This is a genomic window from Nocardia sp. CS682, from assembly GCF_004634405.1.
Classification (GTDB): domain Bacteria; phylum Actinomycetota; class Actinomycetes; order Mycobacteriales; family Mycobacteriaceae; genus Nocardia; species Nocardia ninae.
The window spans coordinates 6,451,170-6,470,910 of the sequence record NZ_CP029710.1 but is presented as its reverse complement, the minus strand read 5'-3'; the positions used below and the strand labels follow the sequence as shown (position 1 = coordinate 6,470,910).

Here is a 19,741-nt window from a genome sequence, read left to right as displayed (position 1 = left end):
TGGCAGCGACGCCTACGAGACTGTGCAGACTTCAACGCCATCCGCGTGAAATGCGCCTTGCGGGCCTGTTCGGCGCGATATGCACGCTCTTCGGGACTCAACAGACCGTCGGGGTCCACGAGGCGATCGAACTTGCTCTCCATCGCCTTCCGGGCCGACGCCGTTCGCGCTGCCCTATCAGGGGTCTTGGCCCACGATTCGTACGCGGCGACCCTTGCCTGAAGCACACGATCCTTCTCGGTACTCATGCCGTACCGCCCTGCTGAACCGGACGCGCAAGCGCGGTGACCTCGCCACGGCTGACGTAGAGAAGGCGCGGACCGCGTCGGTATGCCGTCAACATTTGCTGGCCGATCCATCGGCGGATCGTGGTTGGGTGGACATCCCCTGCCAATCGCGCAGCATCGCGCAGACTGATCAAGTCATCCGGCAGGTTGTCGACCTGGAGCGAATCAGTCACCGTTCCTCCTCGTTGCATGTCCAAACTCTTTGGCACACAATGAGATTCGCCTAAGCACATAGGACGTCATTACCACACGGCAGGACTTGTCAGGACGTCTAGGGACGAGTAGAGTTGTCCCTAGACGTCCCCGAGGAGGGTCACTATGGCGAACGACCGACTGCGCGATGCACTACAGCGCAATGGCCTCGACATCGCCCAGATCGCCCAACAAACCGAAGTTGACGAGAAGACCGTCGAACGGTGGATCACCAGGGGAAGGACGCCATATCCGCGGCACCGTCGCACGATCGCGGCCCTCGTAAGGGAGTCCGAGAACTACCTCTGGCCGGATGCGGTATCGCCGCAACGGCGCGCCGAGGCCGCCGAATCAGAAGTGGTCAAGGTCTATCCGCATCGGAACTCGATATCCGCAGATCTGTGGGTACGACTACTGAACGACACGGTCGAGCAGCTCGACATGCTGGTCCTGGCCGGCCTGTTCCTGGCCGAAGAGCCGTCGTTCTGCAAAACAATCCGGCAAAAGACGCAAGACGGCCTGAGGGTGCGGATGCTGTTCGGTGACCCGAACGCGCCCGAGGCGAGCAAGCGAAGTGCCGAAGAGCGACTTGCCAGCGGTACAGTCAGTGCGCGAATCAAGAACGCGTTGGCGCTGATTGAACCATTATCAGAGATTGATGGCGTGGAGGTCCGATTCCACGAAACCACCCTCTACAACTCTATTTTTCGGTTCGATGACGAGATGATTGTCAATGCCCACGTGTACGGGTTCCCAGGAGCTCACGCGCCAGCTCTACACCTTCATCGACTTCCCGCCGGGGACCTGTTCGAGACATACACGACAAGCTTTGAACATGTGTGGATGACAGCCCAGTCGGCCGACTTCCGGGAGATTCACTAATGACCAGGACGGACTACTACAACAGTCCCACCGCACCAACCCCCAACAGCATCAAGGTAGCGGTGAGCGCGTTGGTCCGCGACGATCAAGGTCGGATCCTGATGATTCGTCGTAGCGACAACAACAAGTATTCGATACCAGGCGGAGGCCTGGAGGCCGGAGAGACCGTTTCCGAAGCAGTCGTACGAGAAGTCAAGGAAGAGACCGGCATCGATGTCCGGGTAACCGACATAATCGGTGTCTTCTCTAATCCCGGCCACGTCATTGCGTACGACGACGGCGAGGTCCGCCAAGAGTTCTCCATTTGCTTCCACGCGGAGCCGGTCGGTGGGAAACTGCAAACCAGTATTGAATCCCATGAAGTAAGTTGGGTTGCGCCAGAGGCACTTTCAAGTTTGGACATCCATCCGTCAATCATGCTCCGGATTGAGCAAGGCCTGAACCATGGCGACACACCGTACTTCACGTGATGGGTTTGGCTAGGAGGCGAGCGTAACTACCCGACGTTACTGAGAAGTCTTTCGGTGCGCTGAACTGCGGCACGCAATTCTGGCTCTGCTTCACCGATCGACTGTGCAACCACGTCGTCCGGACCGTAACGTTCCCGGACCTCGGCAATCCGACTACGGAGATCGGTCGCCTCGCCGTTCGGAGTCGTCGTCATGTCAGCGCACCAAAGCGCGTCCCGCAGCGCGGTCCGCTCGTCTGGCCAATCAATCACGATTCCTCGGCGCCGCGCCTCGACTCGCGCGCAGGAATGGTGAGCCACCAGGGCACACAGTCTTTCGTCAGCTCCTCGCTGCCGAAGGTACTGGGCGCCGTCAACAGGATGAAAGCCCGTCCGACGCAAATCGGGTGTATACCCGATGTCATGGAGCCAGGCTGATGCGATGAGTAAGTCCGGATCGTCAACAACTCCAGCTAAGGACTGGGCACGACGAACTACTCCCTGAACGTGGCGCCATCGTTTCGGCATCACCGCCGCCAGATGGGTACACGCCACCTGCTCAGCCCAATCGGCAAGGGGCATCGTCATATCACCCACCGTAGTCAGTCCCGCGCTCCGACATCGTCCGAGTGCAAAGGTGCGACGTAGATCGCGATCACCAAGATCAACCGAGGGTCGTCGTCTCACCTAGGGATTGTCCCATTTTGCGCACCGATGAGCTGCGTTTATGCAGGTCAGGACAGTGTTCGGAGCTCGGGAACTTCTAATCCCTAGGTCGCAGGTTCGATTCCTGCCGGGGGCGCCACACCCCCTGTGGTCTGCACACAGTGCGCCACAGGGGGTTTACCCACCAAGCGCCGCGGTCAAACAGGTGGGATGTTTGCGAGCAGCCCCCTACGCCTCGCCTAACTGCCGACGCAACTCGGAGCCCACGCCAACGGCGTGAGCTGAGCGAGCAGCAGCCACCGCCGACATCATCGAAGGGTTCGCTCACCGCGACCCGGCGAGCTCACCACGCCATCTATGCGGCGTTCCACCTGCGTAACCAGCCCACCGTCACACCGGGCCCAGTTGGCGCAGCCAGCACCCGCACGGGTATCGACTCCGCCTTCGCCGCCGGAATCCAACGATCCATCCGGGGCGAAACGAGCGGTTACTCCAGCGCCGCAAGGCTGAACCGCCACAACCCTGGCCGACGTCATCGCCGGGTTCGCGCACCATGACGCCCCGGACGCGACTCAAAAGTCTTGACGGGCAGGTGATTCCACAAGGTGGCGGGCAGATGTCGTCCGATCCGAGTCGGCACGGCGTCGACCTCGGGCAGAACTCGGCCAAGCGAAACCGCCGTGGCGCGGTGAAGTAATCGTCTCCAGTGGCGGATGAAAATCTGCACTGATGGAGGTAGACATTTGCCAACAGCCGATATACAGTCGCTGTCGTTCGCATGAAGAAGACCAGTGGCCGGGCAGGTGAACTGCCCGGAACAGCAAGTCCACTGTCCCCCTCCGGCGGAGAAGAGAATCCGGTGCAGTTGGCCGGACCGCCGGAGGGGACGAAGAAGTCAGTGAAGTAGTAGCAAGACACGAACAACTCTGAAGTAGGACCGGCGATCTGGGAGGTGGTCACTGAGTAGTCACTTATCGGTTCCGCGTCCCAGGCAGTGTCGGGAGCGGTGTAAGACATCGGCCGACACGGCCGGTGACAATGAATTGAAGTCGATCAAACCCCCTCTTCTGTAAATCACAGGCCCCGGCGCACCCGCGCCGGGGCCTGCCGACGTTGACTCCCGAGAGGTGCTGTGCAGCAACCGAACAACCATCCCGCCGACGGTCCCAGCGCCTCGGACAAACTCGATGACGACGACTACCCCGCCTACAGCATGGGGCGTGCCGCGGAAATCCTCGGCGTCACCCAATCGTTTCTGCGCGGACTCGACGCCGCGCGACTGTTGACCCCGCAACGCTCGGCCGGCGGGCACCGCCGCTACTCGCGCTACCAACTACGCATCGCCGGGCGCGTGCGTGAACTCGTCGACGCGGGCAACCCGCTCGACGCCGCCTGCCGCATCGTCATCCTCGAAGACCAACTCGCCGAAGCCCAACGGCTCAACACCGACCTCCAACACAGCCTCGACCAGCGCACCGACCGAGACTGAGGGCTTAAATGACCGATGCGGGTCGGTTCGTGCAGTTGGTCATCGTCGGACAGCAGGCAACGGAGGTGGTCGTAGGGTTCACGGCGACGATTCGGCTGGGTTCGCCGAACGGGTTCGAGTTGCAGATCGAGGGCGACCTGACCGTTGGGACGCCTGCGGGCAACCGCCTACAGGCCACGGCCGGTGAGTACGCCGACATCAGTTCCGAACTGGAATCGCTCGTTGGTTCTACCGTAACGAGAGCCGATGCCAGTGAAGTCGAGGGGTTGAGTCTCGAGTTCGATTCCGGCGCTTCGATTCATGTTCCTGTTCACGACCAGTACGAATCCTGGGGAATGGTGGGGCTGGATGGCTCCCGGGTTATTTGTTTACCTGGCGGAGAGTTCGCCATCTGGTCTGCCCGCGAAAGCCAGTGACGTTACGTCGAGTGGACGTGGTCAGGTCAGGTCAGGTCAGGTCAGGTCAGGATATTGTGCCGAGGCTTGCGGCGAGTTAAGTACGGCCGGTGATTGCGAGGTAGGTGTACCTGGCACGAAGTAGAACTCCTCACTGGTTTCCTGGGCGAACGCCTGACCTTCCCTTGGCTCGGCGCGCACCCTGTCCCGCTCACCGAGCCAGAAGCATCTCCGGTTCCGCAATCCCCCAAGCACGTAACTCGGGCTTGCTCGGCGGAACTCTTACCGACTTGCTGCGCGCCCATCCAATGGGGCAACTACGTCCACAACATCAGCCACGCCCACGAGTCGGGCACCCTCGAGCATCGACAGCTGTAGGCCCGGCGAAATCGGCGGCCAAAGATCGGGTACCAGCGGGTGGAGTCGGACCATCGCCTCCTCACCGGGCGCGAGTGTCATGGTTGCCTCGAGTGTCAGAGGCGCATCGTGGCATTCCTGGTGAAGTTCCGGCGGGAAGGCCCAGTGGGATCGGTAGCCAGAATGGATCGAAGAGTGGCGACCACCCTGCTCAGTGGTCAGGAGTCGCAGTCGTGCGCGGATGTACCCGCACTCAGGTTCATTCGCGGTCAACCGGTCGTGATAACGGTCAGTATCCATGCTGGGATTCTTCCGCCCGTCGCTCCCTCAATCCGCAAACCGGATGGGCGGACCGCGCCACGTATGCCGCTCCGCTCACCGTGGCCGGGGGCCGAAGAGCACTTCCCGAAGCGCGACGGCAAGCTTTCGCTGCACTCTCCGAAGGGTTTTTACCGTCGTCTCGTCGGAGAGCCCGGTGGTGATCGACCAGTCTTGTCCGGATCCGAAAACGTCACTGGCGAAGACGAACTCGGTTGCAACCAGCGTGCGCCGCCAATCTCGTGCAGTCAGCGGTTCCTCCGCAATCAGAGCCGTACGCAGTCGTCGACCTTCCTGGAATAGGTCCGCTACGGTCTGAAAGCCCATAGCGACGGCGAGTGCATCGGTGCAGTTGGCCGGGCCACCCCATTCGCTCAACCCGCAGCGTAGAAGCTCACGCTCATCCTCCGATAGGTCTATAGCCACCAAACAGTCAGACTCCACGAACACATGATCACCTACGACATGCCCGGTCACATAGAAGTCGTATCTGCTTGCCAGACTTGGGAGTATGCGAGAGGTTCATCGGGTTGTGGTCGCGGTCGAGGGTGCGAAGGCGCTGATCTGGACTGACGAAGGGCTGTACGACGTCGCTGCGGGCTGGCGGTCGATTCCGTTGGACGGGTCCTCGAGTTCATCGAGGTTCAGCGGCTACGGTGCCGAGTTCGATGCCACGACGGTGTCACCACTCGGCGATGTTGTCGCACTGGTGGCGAGCACCGGCGACACGGGGCTGCTGCTTAGGCCCGATGGTGAGCTCATCCGCGAAATCAACCGCAGCGACTACTGCGCCGATGCGTATCGATATCCGTTGGCGCTGTACACACTTCCGGACGGCCGTACCGGGCTGGTGCATTGTCCTGATGACTACAACCGCCTGGAAGTCGAGGTCGCGGTGAGCGGTGAGCGCATCACCGTCGACACGGATCGCGAGCCTGAGGATGTCTTCCATTCCCGTTTGGGGGTCTCACCCAACGGGCGGTATCTGCTCAGCGCCGGATGGGTATGGCACCCTGTGGATTGGCTGGCTGTGTACAAGCTGTCTCGCGCATCGACCGAACCGGCCGTACTCGATTCTCTGTGCGGATTCGCGCCGACAAGCGCTGATGTCGCCGGGGCGTGCTTCCTCGACAACGGCGACCTCGTCATCAGCACCTGCCCGGGTGCGGCTGTTCCTGAAGATCCCGAATCGCTAGGGCCCGATATGTTGGCGCGCTGGTCGCCCGCCACCAAGACTTTCGTCTGGCGAAAGCAGCTTGATTTGACTGCGGGCGACGTCGTTGCGATGGCGGGGCACATCCTGGCGCTCCACGAGTACCCCCGCCTATACGACGCCACGAGTGGAGCACTGGTGGCCGAATGGCCCGACCTCCTGACTGGCCCAGCAACCAGCTCCATCGTGTGGGACGAATCCTTTTCCGGGACAGCGCGAGTGGCGATCGACCCCGCCGGTCAGCGGTTTGCGGTGACCGACAGCGAGCGGATCACGATCGTCCGGCTCGAATAGACCACCCGTCGACATGGGTCTTCGACCGAATCCACGACGACGCGCGGCAACCGCGTGCTCTCAATATTGCTGCACATAGGTTGTATCGACTCCCAACGCACCGACCACTGTCCCGCCGCCGGGATGCCCGAGCGGTGTCGTCCGTCCAGGCAGCGGCTCAGTGAAGAAGCGGGCGTTCTCGGTAACGAATTGCTCTTGCTCGGCGGGAATGTCGTCTTCGAAGTAAATCGCTTCGACCGGGCAGACCGGTTCACATGCCGCGCAATCGATGCATTCGTCGGGCTGGATGTAAGCCATCCGATTGCCGATGAAGATGCAGTCGATCGGGCACTCCTCGATGCAGGCCCTATCCAGTACGTCGACGCAGGCGGCGCCGATCACGAATGTCACGATGTTCCCCTCCACTGTCCTGTGCCCGCGACTCGGGACAGCTACGAGCTTGGTGCCCTTCCCCACCGCTGGGTAGCGGTCAATACTCACCGCCCCATGAGGTGACCTTATGACCCTGCCGCCGGGTACACCCGACCTAGAGGTACTCGATCTGCTTGTCTCGGTGGCAGAGCTGGGCAGTCTCGGCGCGGCCGCACGACGGCACGGCATCAGCCAGCCCGCCGCAGGCATGCGCATCAGCACGCTGGAACGTCGTCTGCGCCTACGGCTGCTCGATCGCGGACACACAGGTTCTGCGCTCACGGATGCCGGTCACACCCTCATCGAACTAAGCCGCCCCGTGCTAGCGGCCGCGGCGGTCCTGGCCGACGGTATCGCGGCCCTGCACCACACCACACGCCCGAGCCTGCACATCGCGGCCTCGAAAACCATTGCCGACCATCGGATTCCGCAATGGCTGTCAGCACTACGCAAAATCCGCCCGGAACTGGCGGTGGCGCTGGAGGTGGCAAACTCCCAGCAGGTGACCACAGCCGTACGCGACCGCGACACCGAACTCGGCTTCGTCGAAGGACCCCATCCACCACCCGGATTGGGCAGCCGCGTACTCGTCGCCGATGACCTCGTGGTGGTCGTCGCGCCGACCCATCCATGGGCCACCCGTCGCCGTGCGGTGACATTGCGTGAACTCGCCGACACCCCGTTGCTGTGGCGAGAGAAGGGCTCGGGCACCCGCGATACGGTCTGGCAAGCCCTGCAGATGCATGGCACACCGGCACCACCGGCAGCCGAACTAGGCTCGGCCGCAGCGATTCTCGCCACAGCCCGCAGCGCCGCCGCACCCGCGGTGGTCAGCCGCCTCATCGTCGCCCACGAGCTACGCGCCCGCACCCTGCACGAAGTGTCATTAGACGACTCGATCGTTCTGACCCGAAAGTTCCGCGCCATCTGGCACCGCCGCACACCGCCCAACGGCCCCGCCCAAGACCTCGTCGAGCTCGCCATCCGCATAGAGGCAACACGCAGACGGCGCTCGCCGCAGTAGGCGCCATGCGTATAGCCCGAATGCGAAACGCTCAGGGCACGGCCGGAGTTCGCACTCGATCAGATCGCCAATCCACCGGTACTCCTCTGGCGACCAACGACTCACGGCGTTGATGGATCGATGCACCGCGTGCCGGTTTCGGTGCCGCAGAACGGCAGCGCCAAGCGAACCTTCCACGCGCCGATCGGCGCATCACCGCCGTCACTGCCAATTCTTGCGAAAGGCCAACCTGGCCGAGCAACCGCGGCCGAGCGGTAGTTGTCATCGCGGGCGCGGGCGCCTCGAGCAGCTGCGCGACGCCCACACAGACAAGTGAGCAGGTTCTGGTCTGGCAAGTGAGCTGCATACGGACCGAATGTGGACATCGACCGGACGAGTGCCGCGCCGGGAGTCCGAAAACAACTTTCAAGGATCGATCATGCGGACAAGGAATTCGGATCAGGCGAGGACGGTTGTGGTGCTCGGCGGCGGGCCGACCGGGTTGACGGCGGCGATGCTGTTGGCGGCGGAGGGGGTGCGGGTCACGGTGCTCGATCGAGACGGGGCGGACCCGGGTGGTGGCGCGGAAGGTGTGTGGGATCGGTGGCGGCGGCCGGGTGTCAATCAGTTCCGGCATCCGCACATCATGTTGCCCGGCGCGTATCAGCTGCTTGTGCGGGAGTTGCCGCAGGCGGTGGTCGAGCTGAAGACGCTTGGTGCCGTATCGCACAACATGCTCGGTGGCGCGTTCGATCTGCCGACCATCGGGGGCCGCAGGCCCGGAGATGAGCGATTCGAGACGCTGTCGGCTCGGCGGCCGGTTATCGGGGCCGGGCTGGGTATAGCTGCGGCGGAGACCGCCGGGATCACCGTTCGCCGGGGCACTTCCGTGGTGGGTTTGCTGACCGAGGCCGGGCAGGGGACGCGCGTCACCGGCGTCCGCACCAGCGAGGGTGAGGGGATCGACGCCGACCTGGTCGTCGATGCGCTCGGCCGTAACTCGCCGGTCGCCAAGATGCTCACGGAACTCGGGTTGCCCGCACCGATCCGGCAGAAGGACGAGGTCGTGTTTCTGGCTTACAGCAGGTACTTCCGCTCCCCCGACGGGTCCATGCCTGCGCAGGCCCCGTGGCCGCTCGAGCATCACAACAGTCTGGGGATCACCTCCGTGCCGGGTGATGCCGGAACGTGGTCACTGGCGTTGTTGGTTTCCGGTCGCGACCGCGCGATGCGGGGGCTCAGCGATCCGGCGGCCTGGCAGCGGGCGGCGGCGCTGTACCCGGATATGGCGCACTGGGTCACCTATGGCGAACCGATCACCGGGGTGCTTGCTATGGCGGGAATGGAATCACGGTATCGCCGGTTCATGGTCGACGGTCGGCCGGTGGCGACCGGGCGGCTCAGCATCGGAGATGCTTGGGCGACAACCAATCCGACGTTCGGCACGGGTATCACGATGGGGATGACGCATGCGGCGTTGCTGCGTGATGTGTTGCGGGAGGCCGGGTTCGAGGATCTGGAGAAGCTGGCCTTGCGGTTCGACGAGGTCACCGAGGCCACCCGCACACCGGTGCAGCAGGCTTCGGCCGCATGGGACTGGCACCGGATCGCCCAGATCGACGGTGACATCAACAGTGTGCCTGACGAAACCGACGACCAGGACTGGAACTTTCGGCAGGCGATCGAGGTGGCGAAACTGCTCGATCCGGGAGTATTGCGGGCGTTCGGCGAGGTCGGCTCGATGCTGAGCTCACCGGAACAGGCTTTGGCCACACCGGGTCTCGTCGATCGGATCATCGAACTGGGCGCTGGCACAGCGCCTTACCCGTCGACCGGCCCGTGCCGCACGGCGCTGCTGACCACGATCGGAGCGAGTAAATGCGTATCGAAACCAATGGCATCGAACTCCAGGTGCAGGTGAGCGGCTCCGGACCGGACGTTCTTCTGGTGCACGGATTCCCGGACACGCACGCCAGTTGGCATCATCAGGTTCCCGCACTGAACGCCGCCGGGTACCGCACCATCGCGCCCGATCTGCGCGGCTTCGGCGCGTCGGACAAACCGGTAGAGCTGGCGCAGTACGAGCTCGCGGAGTACCTCGCCGACCTCGTCGGAGTGCTCGACGAGCTCGGCGTCGAACGAGCGCATGTGGTCGGCCACGATTGGGGTGCCTCGCTGGCTTACCTGCTGGCCGCGAACTACCCGGACCGGGTGGCCGGCCTCACCTGTTTGTCGGTCGCCAGCCCGGCAGCTGTCGTGGACGCGGGGTTGGCCCAACGCGAGAAGTCTTGGTACTTCCTGTTGTTCCAGTTCTCCGGGATCGCCGAAAGGTGGTTGGCGCAGGACGATTTCGCCAATGCCCGGCAATGGCTGGCCACCCATCCCGACCTCTACGAGGTCATCGAGCGACTGCGTGATCCGCGAGCACTCAGCACGAGTCTCGGGTTGTACCGCACCGGCGCCGGACCACAGTTGCTGGTGGAGCCGCCCGCGCTGCCGCCGTTGCTCGCGCCGATGCTCGGGGTGTGGAGCAGCGAAGATCGGTACCTGACCGAGGAGTCGATAACCGGAACCGAGAAATACGCCGGCGGGTTGTGGCGCTACGAACGCCTCGACGGCGTCGGTCACTGGATGCAACTCGAAGCGCCGGAGCGGGTCAACGAGTTGCTGCTCGACTTCCTTTGCGGGCAATGAGCCCGGCCGGTCCCACCCTCCGGGGGACCGCGGGAATTAACCAGGTCCCGGCGGCATCCCCATTACATCGTCCACGATGCAAATCCGGGACACTGTCGATAGCGTTGTCACCACAACGGCCGCCGCGCCGGAAGGAGAGTTATGAGTGCGACCGAGGGCCGAGCGCTACTGGCCCAGAGCTTGGCCGCCGGGCGTGATCGGGCGTTCGTAGGGCGCGATCCCGAACTCGAGCTGTTCAGGGCGGCGCTGGCCGGTACCGCGGGCGCCCGGCCGGTCCACTACCTGCACGGACCCGGCGGCATCGGCAAGTCGGCTCTGCTCAGGAGGTTCGCGAGCGAAGCCCGCCGGGCGGGCCGCTCGGTGGTCGAAGTAGACGGTCGCACCGTCACGCGCACACCGGAAGGCTTCACGGCGGCGGCGGGGATCGCGGTCGAGCAGGCAGGCACGGTGCTGCTCGTCGATACCTTCGAAATGTGCCAGGGCCTCGAAGGCTGGCTGTGGGAACGGTTTCTCCCGCAGTTGCCGGTCGGTACGATCGTGGTGATCGCCGGACGGGCCGCTCCGGACCCGCTGTGGGCCGCCGACCCCGGGTGGGCCGATCTGCTCCAGGTCACCGCCTTGCGCAACCTCACCCCCAACGAAGCCGCCGAATTCCTGCACGTGCGCCAGGTGCCCGCGAGCGCGCAACAAGCCCTGCTCGGCTTCACCGGCGGCAACCCGCTCGCGCTCGCGCTCGCCGCAGCGGTGGCCGTGAAAGACCGTGCGGTGGCGGCAGATTGGAAACCGAGCCAGGACACCATCGCTACGCTGCTGTACCAACTGGTCGGCGACACACCCAGTGCCGAGCACCGCAAGGCACTGGAGATGTGTGCACACGCCTACGTCACCTCGGAATCGTTGCTGCGGGCGGTATTCGGCGACGCGGCCGCCGAGTTGTTCGCGTGGTTGCGGGTGCAACCGTTCATCGAGTCGACGGCTACGGGGCTGTTCCCGCACGACGTGGTGCGGGAGGCGCTGGAGGCAGACCTCAAATGGCGTGACCCCGAGGGTTTCGCCGAGATGCATCACCGGATGCGGGAACTGCATCTGGCACAGCTGCGTTCGGCGCCGCACGCCCAGTTGGTCCAGTCCACCGGCGCGCTCATTTTCATCTACCGCACCGATCGGCAGATGTCGGAGTTCAATATCTGGCGCGAGACCGGACTCGTGCAAGACCATCCTTATCAGCCGAGCGAGCGGGGCCGGGTGCTGGCTCTGGTCGAGCAGCACGAAGGGCCGGAGTCCGTATCGATAGCGGCCTTCTGGCTCGACCACCAACCCCAGGCGTTTCGCGTCTACTACTCCACCCACACCGGGGAACTCGCCGGCTTCTCGGCCTGGCTCGAACTCGCCGAACCCGAAGGGCTGGAGATAGATCCGGTCGTCGCCGAGGCGTGGAACCACGCGCGCGCCAACGGACCGCTCCGGCCGGGTGAATATATGGCGTTGGCCCGCTTCACCATCGACGGTGTGGCGTATCAGCGGCCAGCCGCGACAACCACTTTCGCCCAGTGGCGCGCGACCGGGGAAATGATCCGCGGCGAACGGCTGGCTTGGTCGTTCGTCGTGATGCGCGACGACGGGTACTGGAACGACCACCTCGGCGATATCAACATGCTGCCCACCGCCGCGCCGCCCACCGTCGGCGACCATCGGTACGCCCTGTTCGCCCACGATTGGCGGGCCCAACCCCCGGGCCCGTGGCTACAGCAGAAGTCGGAGTCCATGCTGTCGGGTGCCGCGATGGCCGGGGCCGCACCCGCCCGCGGCGAACTGGTGGTGCTGTCGCGACCGGAGTTCGACGCGGCGATCCGCGAGGCCCTGCGCACGCTGCGCCAACCGGCGGCGCTCGCCGACAATCCGCTCAACCGCAGCAGGCTCGTCGTCGAGAGCGGCAAGACATTGAGCGAGATTCTCGCCGACGCCGCGCAGGGACTGCTCGGGCAGCGCGGCGGCGAGAAGCTGCATCGCGCGGTGACGATCGCGCACTTCCGCGGGGCGCCCACTCAGGAGGTGGCGGCCGAGCTGCTCGGGCTGCCCTTCAGCACCTACCGCCGTCATCTCACCACCGCGGTGGAGCGGATGAGCGAGCTGCTCTGGCGACACGAATTGAACGGTGACCTTGTCTGACGTCGGCCTGCCGGTTCCGCTGGTGTTCTTCCGCGTCGGCATCGTCGTCGCCGACCTCGACGCCGCCATCGCGCGTTTCGCCGACGAACTCGGTATCGGGTTCACCGACCCTGCTACCCAACGCATTCCACTGATGGAAGTCGGCGACCGTGCGATGCGGTCGTTCGAATTGACCACCGCGATGTCGCGCACCGAACCGCCCTATTACGAGCTGATCCAGGCCACCGGCGACAGCATCTTCGCCAGCCCAGCAACCAAGAAAGTTCTGTATTACGGCTGCTGGGAACAAGATACGGAGCGCCGCCTCGCCCGATTGGCGAGCCGGGGCGCGCCGCCCGACGTGATCTGGCGGCCCGCCCCCGATGCGGCCCCGACCGCCATTTTCACCCGACCCGACCGCACCGGCGGCCGGATCGGCTATCTGTCCGCGCAGATCAGGCCCGCCATCGAGGAATGGGTACGGACGGGCAGGTCCCCCTAGGGATTCCGCTGCCCCGGAAACAAAGACTCCCAGAAGTCGTGCAACGCCGTCGCGGCCGCCGCCGGTTGCTCGAGCATCCACCAGTGTCCGGCGTCCGGCATGATGTAGAACGTCGCACCGAGCTGGCGAGCGACTTCGGCGGCGAGCAGGTAATCGTCGAACCGGTCGTGCACCGGATTGATGACGAGTCCCGGTGCGCACGTTCGCTTCAGCTGGTGCCCCCAATCGCGGTACGGGTTGACCGCGGAACGGTAGAAGTCCAGAACCGCCCGGCCCATTCGCGCGTCGAACTGTTGATGCATCCGCCGCGCCTGCGCGTCGGGCGCGCCGAGCGAACGCAGCGCTGTCGCAACACCTTCCGGAGCATCGAGGTCGGCGACGACGGCCTGCCGGACGAATTCCTCACCGGCACCGACGGTCTGCCAGGCCTTGGCGAGCTCGTGCCACCCGTAGTCCGGATGCAGGGCACTCGCCCCGTCGGCCACCCAACTACGCAGCGCGACATCGGAATTGGTGGCAACCCGATAGACGAGCAGAGCGCCCACGTCGTGGCCGACCAGATCGATCGGGCCGGGAATGCGCCGGAGCTCCCCCTCCAGCCACGCCGCGTAACCATCCTTGGTGGCAACGAACGAATCCGGTCTGCCCCGACCGAATCCAGGCAGCGCCAAAGCCACACTGTCAGTGCCGAGGTGTGCCCGCACGCCATCCCAGACGTCGGCGGTCTCCGGCGCACCATGAACGAAGACGACAGTCATCAGCGATCCTCTCTGGTCAACTACACCTGCCCTGGCGGACGGGCCGCTGCCTACCTTCGGCGCCGAGCCAGCTCAGGTGCCAGACCAGAACCTGCTCAATTTCCGAGGTGGCAGGTATTGAGCACCGGATGACCTGTCGGCTGAGTACCGGTCGGCCGCATGGTTTTCGAATGGGACACAGCGAGCATGTCGACATCACCGCGCAACTCAGCGCCGACCGGGACCCGCGACCCTCGGCGGCGGTACCCGGGCGCGTCCGCGTCGCTGTACACGCCACGGATCCGATCACCCGCATGGGCGTGCTCGCGTCGCTGCGCGGTCGGTCCGAAGTCCAGGTCGTTTCGGGTGACGAGACGGCACGCGCGGCCGTACGGGTGGTCGCCGCAGACCGAGTCACCGCGGAAACGCTTGCGTTGTTGCGTGATTCGGCGGAACAGGTGAATTGCCCGGTGGTCCTGGTAGTTTCCGACGTCGACCCGGCGTACCTGCTGATGGTCGCCGAGTGCCGCGTCGTCGCGATACTCCCCCGCGCGGGCGCCACCCCGGACCGAGTGATCGCGACCGTCGCTGCCGCCGCGGCCGGTGCCGGGCTCATCGCACCGGATCTCCTCGGCGAACTGCTGCGCCAACTGGAGCGACTGCATCGGGAGGTGCTCACCCCCAACGCACTGACCGCCGCGAGCATGACCGCGCGCGAGATCGAGGTGATCCGACTGCTCGCCGACGGTTTCACCGCCGCCGAGATAGCCAGGCGGATCAATTACTCGGAACGCACCGTGAAAACGGTGATCTACGGCGTGACCAGGCGGATGAACCTGCGCAGCCGGGCCCAGTTGGTCGCCCACGCGGTACGCCACGGTGTGATTTGAGCCTTCTGGAGCGCCGTCATGTTTAGAACTGAAGTGATGGGGATTACCTGTATCGAAGCGTGACGACCGTAGGCTCGGGCGGGTCCACTGGGTGGTCGACAGATGTCGCGATGGAAGTAGCCGGCTGGAAGGGCTGTGAGCAATGCTGCGGAAGTTCCTTGATCAGGGTGTCGTCTCGTTGATCGACAAGTCGGCGCGGGCGCAGGCACCGCTGGTGCGCAAGTACACCGGCTTCGTCCGAGGCAGGCATCCGAGCGAATCCCCCGAGCAGATCGTCGACCGGCTCGGACGGCACTACTTGATCGCGGTAACCGCCAGCGGCGTGGTCGTCGGCCTCAGCGCGGCGGTGCCGGGCGTCGGCACCCTGGTGGGGTTGGCCGCGGCCGGTGCGGACACGGTGTTCTTCATCGAGGCCTCGACGGTGTATGCCGTTGGTGCTACCGAAGTTTCGGGCAGCAAGGCCGCGGCTCTGCGGCCGCCGCTCGTCTCGGCGGTCGTGCTCGGCCAAGCGGGGACCGAGGGGCTCGGCGCGGCGGGCCGGTCGGCCAAACAGTGGGATACCAAGCTGGCCAACAAACTACCGATCATCCGGCGGATGGACGACTCGCCGATCAAGCGGTTCCTCGTCCAATTCATCGTCAAACGCGGCGCGCTCGCGTTCGGCAAGGTGATCCCCGCGGGCATCGGCGCCGTGGTCGGCGGCGTCGGTAACAACGCGCTGGCCCGCGGCGTCATCAAGAACCTGCACGAAGCCCTCGACGAGCCCCGAACGGCTCAGCCGATTCTCGCCGAGGACGCCTAGCTGCCGTGCACCGCCCTGGGCCGCCGGCCCGGGGCGGCTACCGGTGCTCAGACCGGATAGATACCCCGGCCATTCGGACCCAGTTTTAGAGGCTGCGCATCGGGTTGCGGTGAACCCCGACCTACGATCCTTGCTCCGGCCTATTGGCACAGGGCAGTTCCTTGCCGTCGTGTCGAGTTGTGCGCTCGCCGATACTTCCGTCGTGATAATCCCGCCGGACATGCTGGCACCCGCATTCGTAGCGGTCGACCCGCACGATCATCCCGAATCCATCGGAATCTTCTACGTGATCGTCATCAACCAGCCGACCGCACGGCGCGACACAATCTGTGAGATGAGTCGATTCGATATCCATGGGTCGCCTCTCCTATACTATGCATTTCCTTGGAAGCCGGGCGTACCGGAAACGATCAGAGTTTGCGCAGCCGTCTGAGTATGCGCAAAAAAGGAACCGAAGCAGCGAGGCCCTTGCCGATATTCGGATGGAAGGTACTGAGGTCCACCAGAACGGCGTACCGCAGGCCCTTGTCCCGCCACTCGGCGATGCGCTCCTCGACCTCCGACGGCGTCCCGGTGACGCAGTAGTCCCGCACCAACGACCCCGGCACCTTCTCGGCATACGACAGCACCGTGTCCTCGTCCAGCAGTTGCGGTAACAGGTCCTGGATGCCGGAAAACTTGGCTCCCAGTGGATGTTCCACACCGTGTCGCGCCCACATATCCGCCGAAATGCACAGTCCGAATGCACGGGCACCGACCGACTCGACCGTTTCCTCGATATGCGCATGCGTCAGACCGGTGATCACGAAAAGCATTGCGGCAGGCACTATCGCCATCGGATCTCGGCCCGCGTCGGACGCCGCGGTCCGCACGCGCTCCAAGCTACTGCGGTATTCGGGAGCGGGTTGCGGATAGGCGGGGAACCAGGCGTCGGCATAGCGTCCGGCGGCACGGAGCATACGGGGCCCGTGCGCCCCGATCCAGATTTCCGGCCTGGTGCCGCGGTACGGCGGGATCTCGAAGATCGCATCGTGCAGCGGAAAGTATTCGGAATCCCGACTGACCGGGCGGCCTTCGGACTCCCACAGCAGTCGAATCGTCGCCAGCGCTTCTTCGAATCTCGCCACCGGCGCGTGCCACGGCACACCGTAGGGCTCGTTGTTCTCCCGCTCCCCCGGTCCGATACCGAGAATCGCGCGCCCGCGACTCAAGACGTGCAAAGTGGCGGCTGCCTGCGCGGTGACCGCGGGGTTGCGCCGGCCGGCGTCGGTGACGCCGATGCCGAGCCGCAGGCGCTTGAGACTGTTCTGCGCCGCGATGTAGCCCAGGGCGGTCCACGGGTCGTAATGCGCGTTGGCTCTGGGGATCAGCCGTGCGGCCCCCATGTGCCGCGGCTGCCAGATCGAGCCGGGCAGCAGCCCCGTCAAGTGGTCCGGCACGAAGAGCGAGTCTGCCTGCCCCGCGGCGGCGAGCCACCGGTTCGTCCGAAACGTGAGGTCGGGTGTGATTCGAGGCTGCAAACTCAGATCGAGTATGCCGGTGCGGAATCTGTCCGCCTGCCGCATGGGAATCTCCTGGGTAGTCGGGTAGCGCGGATGGCCGGCGCCGGTGACGTACAACCGGGCGCGCCGCGTTGCCATTCGGTCCAACGAACATAAGTCCGCGGCTCGGCGCATCGTCCAACAAATTTGGTAGGTCGACCCGGCCACGAGAGTTGGGAACCACAATGCGATAGAAGTGGGTGTACCCGAGGGGGTGTGCTATTTGGGGCTGCGCAAACCATCGGAAGCGGAGCCGAACAGCCAACATTTCGTGGCAGCGCGCGCCCCTCGACTTTTGGCATCCAACGCAGACGACAGCGTGTGACCCATTATCGATGGGACCTATTGCGCATGGATAGTAGTACGTTTCAGAGATCGTTTTTCCGGAATGGAAGTAAGTGATATCGATGACAGAAAGCAGTCTCGAACATCTCGATCACGGCGCGCACAACTGCGCCGACAATTGCGGCAATGCGAATATCGCTATCGGCGTCCTCGGTGCGGGCGGCTTTGTCCCGCAACAGGTGCGCACCAATGCGGAAGTCGCGGACGACCTCACAGGAGTGACGCCCGAGTGGATCGTCGAGCGCACCGGGATATACCAGCGCCATGTTTCCAGTAGCGGTCAGTCCGCATCCGATCTAGCCGTCGAGGCGGTACGCAACGCACTGCACGTGGCGGGCCTGGACTCCAGCGATCTGGATCTGATCATCGTGACGACCTCGACGCCGGACGAGCTCGGGCCATCCACGGCGTGCCGCGTGCAGGCGCTGCTACAAGCCCATCAGGCGGTCGCCTTCGATGTCTCGGCCGCCTGCACCGGCTGGCTGTTCGGCACTCGGGTTGCCGTCGATTACTTGTGCGCGGGCACCGGGGCCCGTTGCGCGGTGGTAGTAGGCGTCGAAGCCTATTCGCATTTCCTCGACTCCGAGGACCGGGCTACCGCAGTGCTCTTCGGCGACGGCGCCGGAGCCACGATTCTCGGGCCGGTGCCTGCGGGAACCGGTTTCAGCCCGATCGAGCTGGGTTCCGATGGCGACCATGCGGGCGACGTGCTGATCCCGGCCGGCGGCAGCAAGCATCCGGCGAGCGCGGACACGCTGGAGCAAGGCCAACATGTCATTCACATGGACGGTAGAGCGGTCCGCGATTTCATCCTCGAGATATTTCCCAAGGCCGCCGCCACCGCGTTGCGAGGAGCCGGATTAACCGCCGATCAGATCGACGTCATCGTCACCCATCAACCGAATCCGGTGCTGTTGCGCAGTGCCTGCGCGGAAGCCGGATTCGACGTGGACCGCCTGGTCATCGTTGGCGACATGGTGGGAAATATCGGTGCCGGTTCGGTGCCGTTCGCACTGGCCAAGGCCAGCGCCGAAGGTCAATTGCATTCCGGCGACCGGATATTGATCGTCGGTTTCGGCGCCGGTGTCACGTGGGGTAGCACCGTTCTCACGTGGGGAAACGGCGGCCAGGAGGTCGAACGATGAACGGGCGCACCGATTCTCGACCGCCGTCGCTGGCATTCCTCGTCCCCGGGCAGGGCGGTGATCCGCGAGGTGCGCTGAACGGGCTCTATCACGCGGGCGGTGCGACCTGGACCGCGATCGACGACATCCTCTACGACATCGAAGAGGCGGCGGGTACTGCCGGGCGCGACGTCCGTACGGTCTTGCTCAGTGACGCGCCGGACCAACCGCTTGCCCCCGGTGTACCGCAACTGGCGACATACGCCATATCGGTGGTCCTCGACCGCGTACTGACCTCGCTCGGCCACCGGCCCGACGTGATTGTCGGGCAGAGTTTCGGCGAGATCGCCGCCCTTGTCTGCGCCGGAGTCTTCGATATTTCGGATGGCACCCGTGCGGTGTGCGCGCTCAACGCCGCCTTCCGCGGTTTCGAGGGCAAAGGCGCAATGGTTCTGGTGCTCGCCGCCGAGCACGAAACCCGGGAGCTGCTGGACCGAATCGGCCGCTCGGACCTGGTGGTCGCCTGCGTGAACAGTCCAGAGCAGACCATCGTCAGCGGTCCGACGGAGGCGATCGAGGCCCTGTTCGCGGCGGACGGCGACCGCCCACGCCTGGTGCGATTGGCCGTTCCCTATGCCTCGCACCATCCGGGACTCGTCGCCGTGGCGGACCGCTTCCGGGCGAGCCTGAGCCGCGTGACGCAGCGGCCACTGCGGGTATCGGTGCATTCTCCGGTCGGGCATCGGACCTACACCGATACCGACGATCTGCGCGAAGCCCTGGTCGATTGCGTGACGAACCCGTTGGATCTGGTTGCGGCGCTGGAACATGTCGGCAAGCAGGGCGCGGAACTGTTCGTCGAACTCGGTGTCGGTGACGGCCTGTGCCGCTGCGTGCACGCCACCCTGCCCGGCGCGAACACGCTGGCGCCGTTGGCCGGTGACCTGTCGTGGTCGACCACCCCGCGGTCGCAACCCCTCGTGTTCCCTCGACTCCGCTGAAG

At 64.7% G+C, this 19,741-nt stretch carries 19 protein-coding genes; 14 read left to right on the top strand and 5 right to left on the bottom strand.

Annotated elements, in window-relative coordinates:
* Positions 1–244 precede the first annotated feature (244 nt).
* The gene (locus DMB37_RS29005) at positions 245–460 is read right to left on the bottom strand and encodes a DNA-binding protein (protein ID WP_135235387.1); all 216 of its coding nucleotides are present in this window, start codon (positions 458–460) and stop codon (positions 245–247) included.
* A gap of 145 nt (positions 461–605) precedes the next feature.
* On the opposite strand from DMB37_RS29005, the gene DMB37_RS29000 reads away from it, so the two are divergent.
* Together DMB37_RS29000 and DMB37_RS28995 are read left to right on the top strand one after the other, a co-directional pair.
* Positions 606–1,361, top strand: a complete 756-nt coding sequence (locus DMB37_RS29000) for a sigma-70 region 4 domain-containing protein (protein WP_135235386.1) — start codon at positions 606–608, stop codon at positions 1,359–1,361.
* The gene (locus tag DMB37_RS28995) at positions 1,361–1,831 is read left to right on the top strand and encodes an NUDIX hydrolase (RefSeq protein WP_135235385.1); all 471 of its coding nucleotides are present in this window, start codon (positions 1,361–1,363) and stop codon (positions 1,829–1,831) included. Before DMB37_RS29000 ends, DMB37_RS28995 begins: the two co-directional genes overlap by 1 nt.
* Before the next feature lie 26 nt (positions 1,832–1,857).
* On the opposite strand, the gene DMB37_RS28990 is transcribed toward DMB37_RS28995, so the two are convergent.
* Positions 1,858–2,397, bottom strand: coding sequence for an HD domain-containing protein (locus tag DMB37_RS28990; RefSeq protein ID WP_240771699.1), 540 nt, complete (start codon positions 2,395–2,397; stop codon positions 1,858–1,860).
* A gap of 1,210 nt (positions 2,398–3,607) precedes the next feature.
* Between DMB37_RS28990 and DMB37_RS28985 the strand changes: the two genes are divergently transcribed.
* The 3 genes from DMB37_RS28985 (at position 3,608) to DMB37_RS28970 (ending at position 6,541) form a co-directional block, all read left to right on the top strand.
* On the top strand, positions 3,608–3,964 hold the full coding sequence (locus tag DMB37_RS28985; protein ID WP_135235384.1) for a MerR family transcriptional regulator: 357 nt from the start codon (positions 3,608–3,610) through the stop codon (positions 3,962–3,964).
* An 8-nt stretch (positions 3,965–3,972) separates the two neighbouring features.
* Complete coding sequence (locus DMB37_RS28980; protein ID WP_135235383.1) at positions 3,973–4,380, top strand: DUF6188 family protein; 408 nt, start codon at positions 3,973–3,975, stop codon at positions 4,378–4,380.
* A gap of 1,186 nt (positions 4,381–5,566) precedes the next feature.
* Positions 5,567–6,541, top strand: coding sequence for a hypothetical protein (locus DMB37_RS28970; protein WP_135235382.1), 975 nt, complete (start codon positions 5,567–5,569; stop codon positions 6,539–6,541).
* Positions 6,542–6,601: 60 nt separating this feature from the next.
* Here DMB37_RS28970 and fdxA read toward each other — a convergent pair whose 3' ends face one another.
* The gene (gene fdxA, locus DMB37_RS28965; protein ID WP_135235381.1) at positions 6,602–6,931 is read right to left on the bottom strand and encodes a ferredoxin; all 330 of its coding nucleotides are present in this window, start codon (positions 6,929–6,931) and stop codon (positions 6,602–6,604) included.
* A 109-nt stretch (positions 6,932–7,040) separates the two neighbouring features.
* Between fdxA and DMB37_RS28960 the strand changes: the two genes are divergently transcribed.
* The 5 genes from DMB37_RS28960 to DMB37_RS28940 all read left to right on the top strand — a co-directional run bounded on the left by DMB37_RS28960 (position 7,041) and on the right by DMB37_RS28940 (position 13,299).
* Positions 7,041–7,976, top strand: coding sequence for a LysR substrate-binding domain-containing protein (locus DMB37_RS28960; RefSeq protein ID WP_135235380.1), 936 nt, complete (start codon positions 7,041–7,043; stop codon positions 7,974–7,976).
* 418 nt (positions 7,977–8,394) lie between these two features.
* The gene (locus tag DMB37_RS28955; RefSeq protein WP_206055028.1) at positions 8,395–9,876 is read left to right on the top strand and encodes an NAD(P)/FAD-dependent oxidoreductase; all 1,482 of its coding nucleotides are present in this window, start codon (positions 8,395–8,397) and stop codon (positions 9,874–9,876) included.
* Positions 9,834–10,649 (top strand): alpha/beta fold hydrolase, encoded by an 816-nt coding sequence (locus DMB37_RS28950; RefSeq protein WP_135235378.1) that lies wholly within the window; start codon positions 9,834–9,836, stop codon positions 10,647–10,649. The genes DMB37_RS28955 and DMB37_RS28950 overlap by 43 nt, the downstream gene beginning before the upstream one ends.
* A 141-nt stretch (positions 10,650–10,790) precedes the next feature.
* Positions 10,791–12,818 (top strand): ATP-binding protein, encoded by a 2,028-nt coding sequence (locus DMB37_RS28945; RefSeq protein ID WP_135235377.1) that lies wholly within the window; start codon positions 10,791–10,793, stop codon positions 12,816–12,818.
* Positions 12,805–13,299: a VOC family protein gene (locus DMB37_RS28940; protein WP_135235376.1), complete on the top strand. Its 495-nt coding sequence runs from the start codon at positions 12,805–12,807 to the stop codon at positions 13,297–13,299. The genes DMB37_RS28945 and DMB37_RS28940 overlap by 14 nt, the downstream gene beginning before the upstream one ends.
* Here the strand turns inward: DMB37_RS28940 and DMB37_RS28935 are convergent.
* Positions 13,296–14,057, bottom strand: coding sequence for an alpha/beta fold hydrolase (locus tag DMB37_RS28935; RefSeq protein ID WP_135235375.1), 762 nt, complete (start codon positions 14,055–14,057; stop codon positions 13,296–13,298). The two genes, DMB37_RS28940 and DMB37_RS28935, sit on opposite strands and share 4 nt — an antisense overlap.
* Positions 14,058–14,227: 170 nt before the next feature.
* Here DMB37_RS28935 and DMB37_RS28930 point away from each other — a divergent pair, with 170 nt between their 5' ends.
* Both DMB37_RS28930 and DMB37_RS28925 read left to right on the top strand, forming a co-directional pair.
* Positions 14,228–14,926, top strand: coding sequence for a LuxR C-terminal-related transcriptional regulator (locus tag DMB37_RS28930; protein WP_135235374.1), 699 nt, complete (start codon positions 14,228–14,230; stop codon positions 14,924–14,926).
* A 142-nt stretch (positions 14,927–15,068) separates the two neighbouring features.
* The gene (locus DMB37_RS28925; protein WP_135235373.1) at positions 15,069–15,728 is read left to right on the top strand and encodes a hypothetical protein; all 660 of its coding nucleotides are present in this window, start codon (positions 15,069–15,071) and stop codon (positions 15,726–15,728) included.
* Between the two features lie 410 nt (positions 15,729–16,138).
* Here DMB37_RS28925 and DMB37_RS28920 read toward each other — a convergent pair whose 3' ends face one another.
* On the bottom strand, positions 16,139–17,293 hold the full coding sequence (locus DMB37_RS28920; RefSeq protein WP_135237882.1) for an LLM class flavin-dependent oxidoreductase: 1,155 nt from the start codon (positions 17,291–17,293) through the stop codon (positions 16,139–16,141).
* A 383-nt stretch (positions 17,294–17,676) separates the two neighbouring features.
* Here DMB37_RS28920 and DMB37_RS28915 point away from each other — a divergent pair, with 383 nt between their 5' ends.
* Positions 17,677–18,759 (top strand): 3-oxoacyl-ACP synthase III family protein, encoded by a 1,083-nt coding sequence (locus DMB37_RS28915; RefSeq protein ID WP_135235372.1) that lies wholly within the window; start codon positions 17,677–17,679, stop codon positions 18,757–18,759.
* Positions 18,756–19,739: an ACP S-malonyltransferase gene (locus tag DMB37_RS28910; protein WP_135235371.1), complete on the top strand. Its 984-nt coding sequence runs from the start codon at positions 18,756–18,758 to the stop codon at positions 19,737–19,739. The genes DMB37_RS28915 and DMB37_RS28910 overlap by 4 nt, the downstream gene beginning before the upstream one ends.
* The last annotated feature ends 2 nt before the right edge of the window (positions 19,740–19,741 follow it).

Bases quoted from the DNA above. Each gene is read 5' to 3' on its own strand.
- DMB37_RS28995 (WP_135235385.1), top strand. From the start codon at position 1,361: ATGACCAGGACGGACTACTACAACAGTCCCACCGCACCAACCCCCAAC.
- DMB37_RS28925 (WP_135235373.1), top strand. From the start codon at position 15,069: ATGCTGCGGAAGTTCCTTGATCAGGGTGTCGTCTCGTTGATCGACAAG.
- DMB37_RS28910 (WP_135235371.1), top strand. From the start codon at position 18,756: ATGAACGGGCGCACCGATTCTCGACCGCCGTCGCTGGCATTCCTCGTC.
- DMB37_RS28930 (WP_135235374.1), top strand. From the start codon at position 14,228: ATGGGACACAGCGAGCATGTCGACATCACCGCGCAACTCAGCGCCGAC.
- DMB37_RS28935 (WP_135235375.1), bottom strand. From the start codon at position 14,057: ATGACTGTCGTCTTCGTTCATGGTGCGCCGGAGACCGCCGACGTCTGG.
- DMB37_RS29000 (WP_135235386.1), top strand. From the start codon at position 606: ATGGCGAACGACCGACTGCGCGATGCACTACAGCGCAATGGCCTCGAC.
- DMB37_RS28990 (WP_240771699.1), bottom strand. From the start codon at position 2,397: ATGACGATGCCCCTTGCCGATTGGGCTGAGCAGGTGGCGTGTACCCAT.
- DMB37_RS28980 (WP_135235383.1), top strand. From the start codon at position 3,973: ATGACCGATGCGGGTCGGTTCGTGCAGTTGGTCATCGTCGGACAGCAG.
- DMB37_RS28920 (WP_135237882.1), bottom strand. From the start codon at position 17,293: ATGCGGCAGGCGGACAGATTCCGCACCGGCATACTCGATCTGAGTTTG.
- DMB37_RS28915 (WP_135235372.1), top strand. From the start codon at position 17,677: ATGACAGAAAGCAGTCTCGAACATCTCGATCACGGCGCGCACAACTGC.
- DMB37_RS28960 (WP_135235380.1), top strand. From the start codon at position 7,041: ATGACCCTGCCGCCGGGTACACCCGACCTAGAGGTACTCGATCTGCTT.
- DMB37_RS28955 (WP_206055028.1), top strand. From the start codon at position 8,395: ATGCGGACAAGGAATTCGGATCAGGCGAGGACGGTTGTGGTGCTCGGC.
- DMB37_RS28950 (WP_135235378.1), top strand. From the start codon at position 9,834: ATGCGTATCGAAACCAATGGCATCGAACTCCAGGTGCAGGTGAGCGGC.
- DMB37_RS28945 (WP_135235377.1), top strand. From the start codon at position 10,791: ATGAGTGCGACCGAGGGCCGAGCGCTACTGGCCCAGAGCTTGGCCGCC.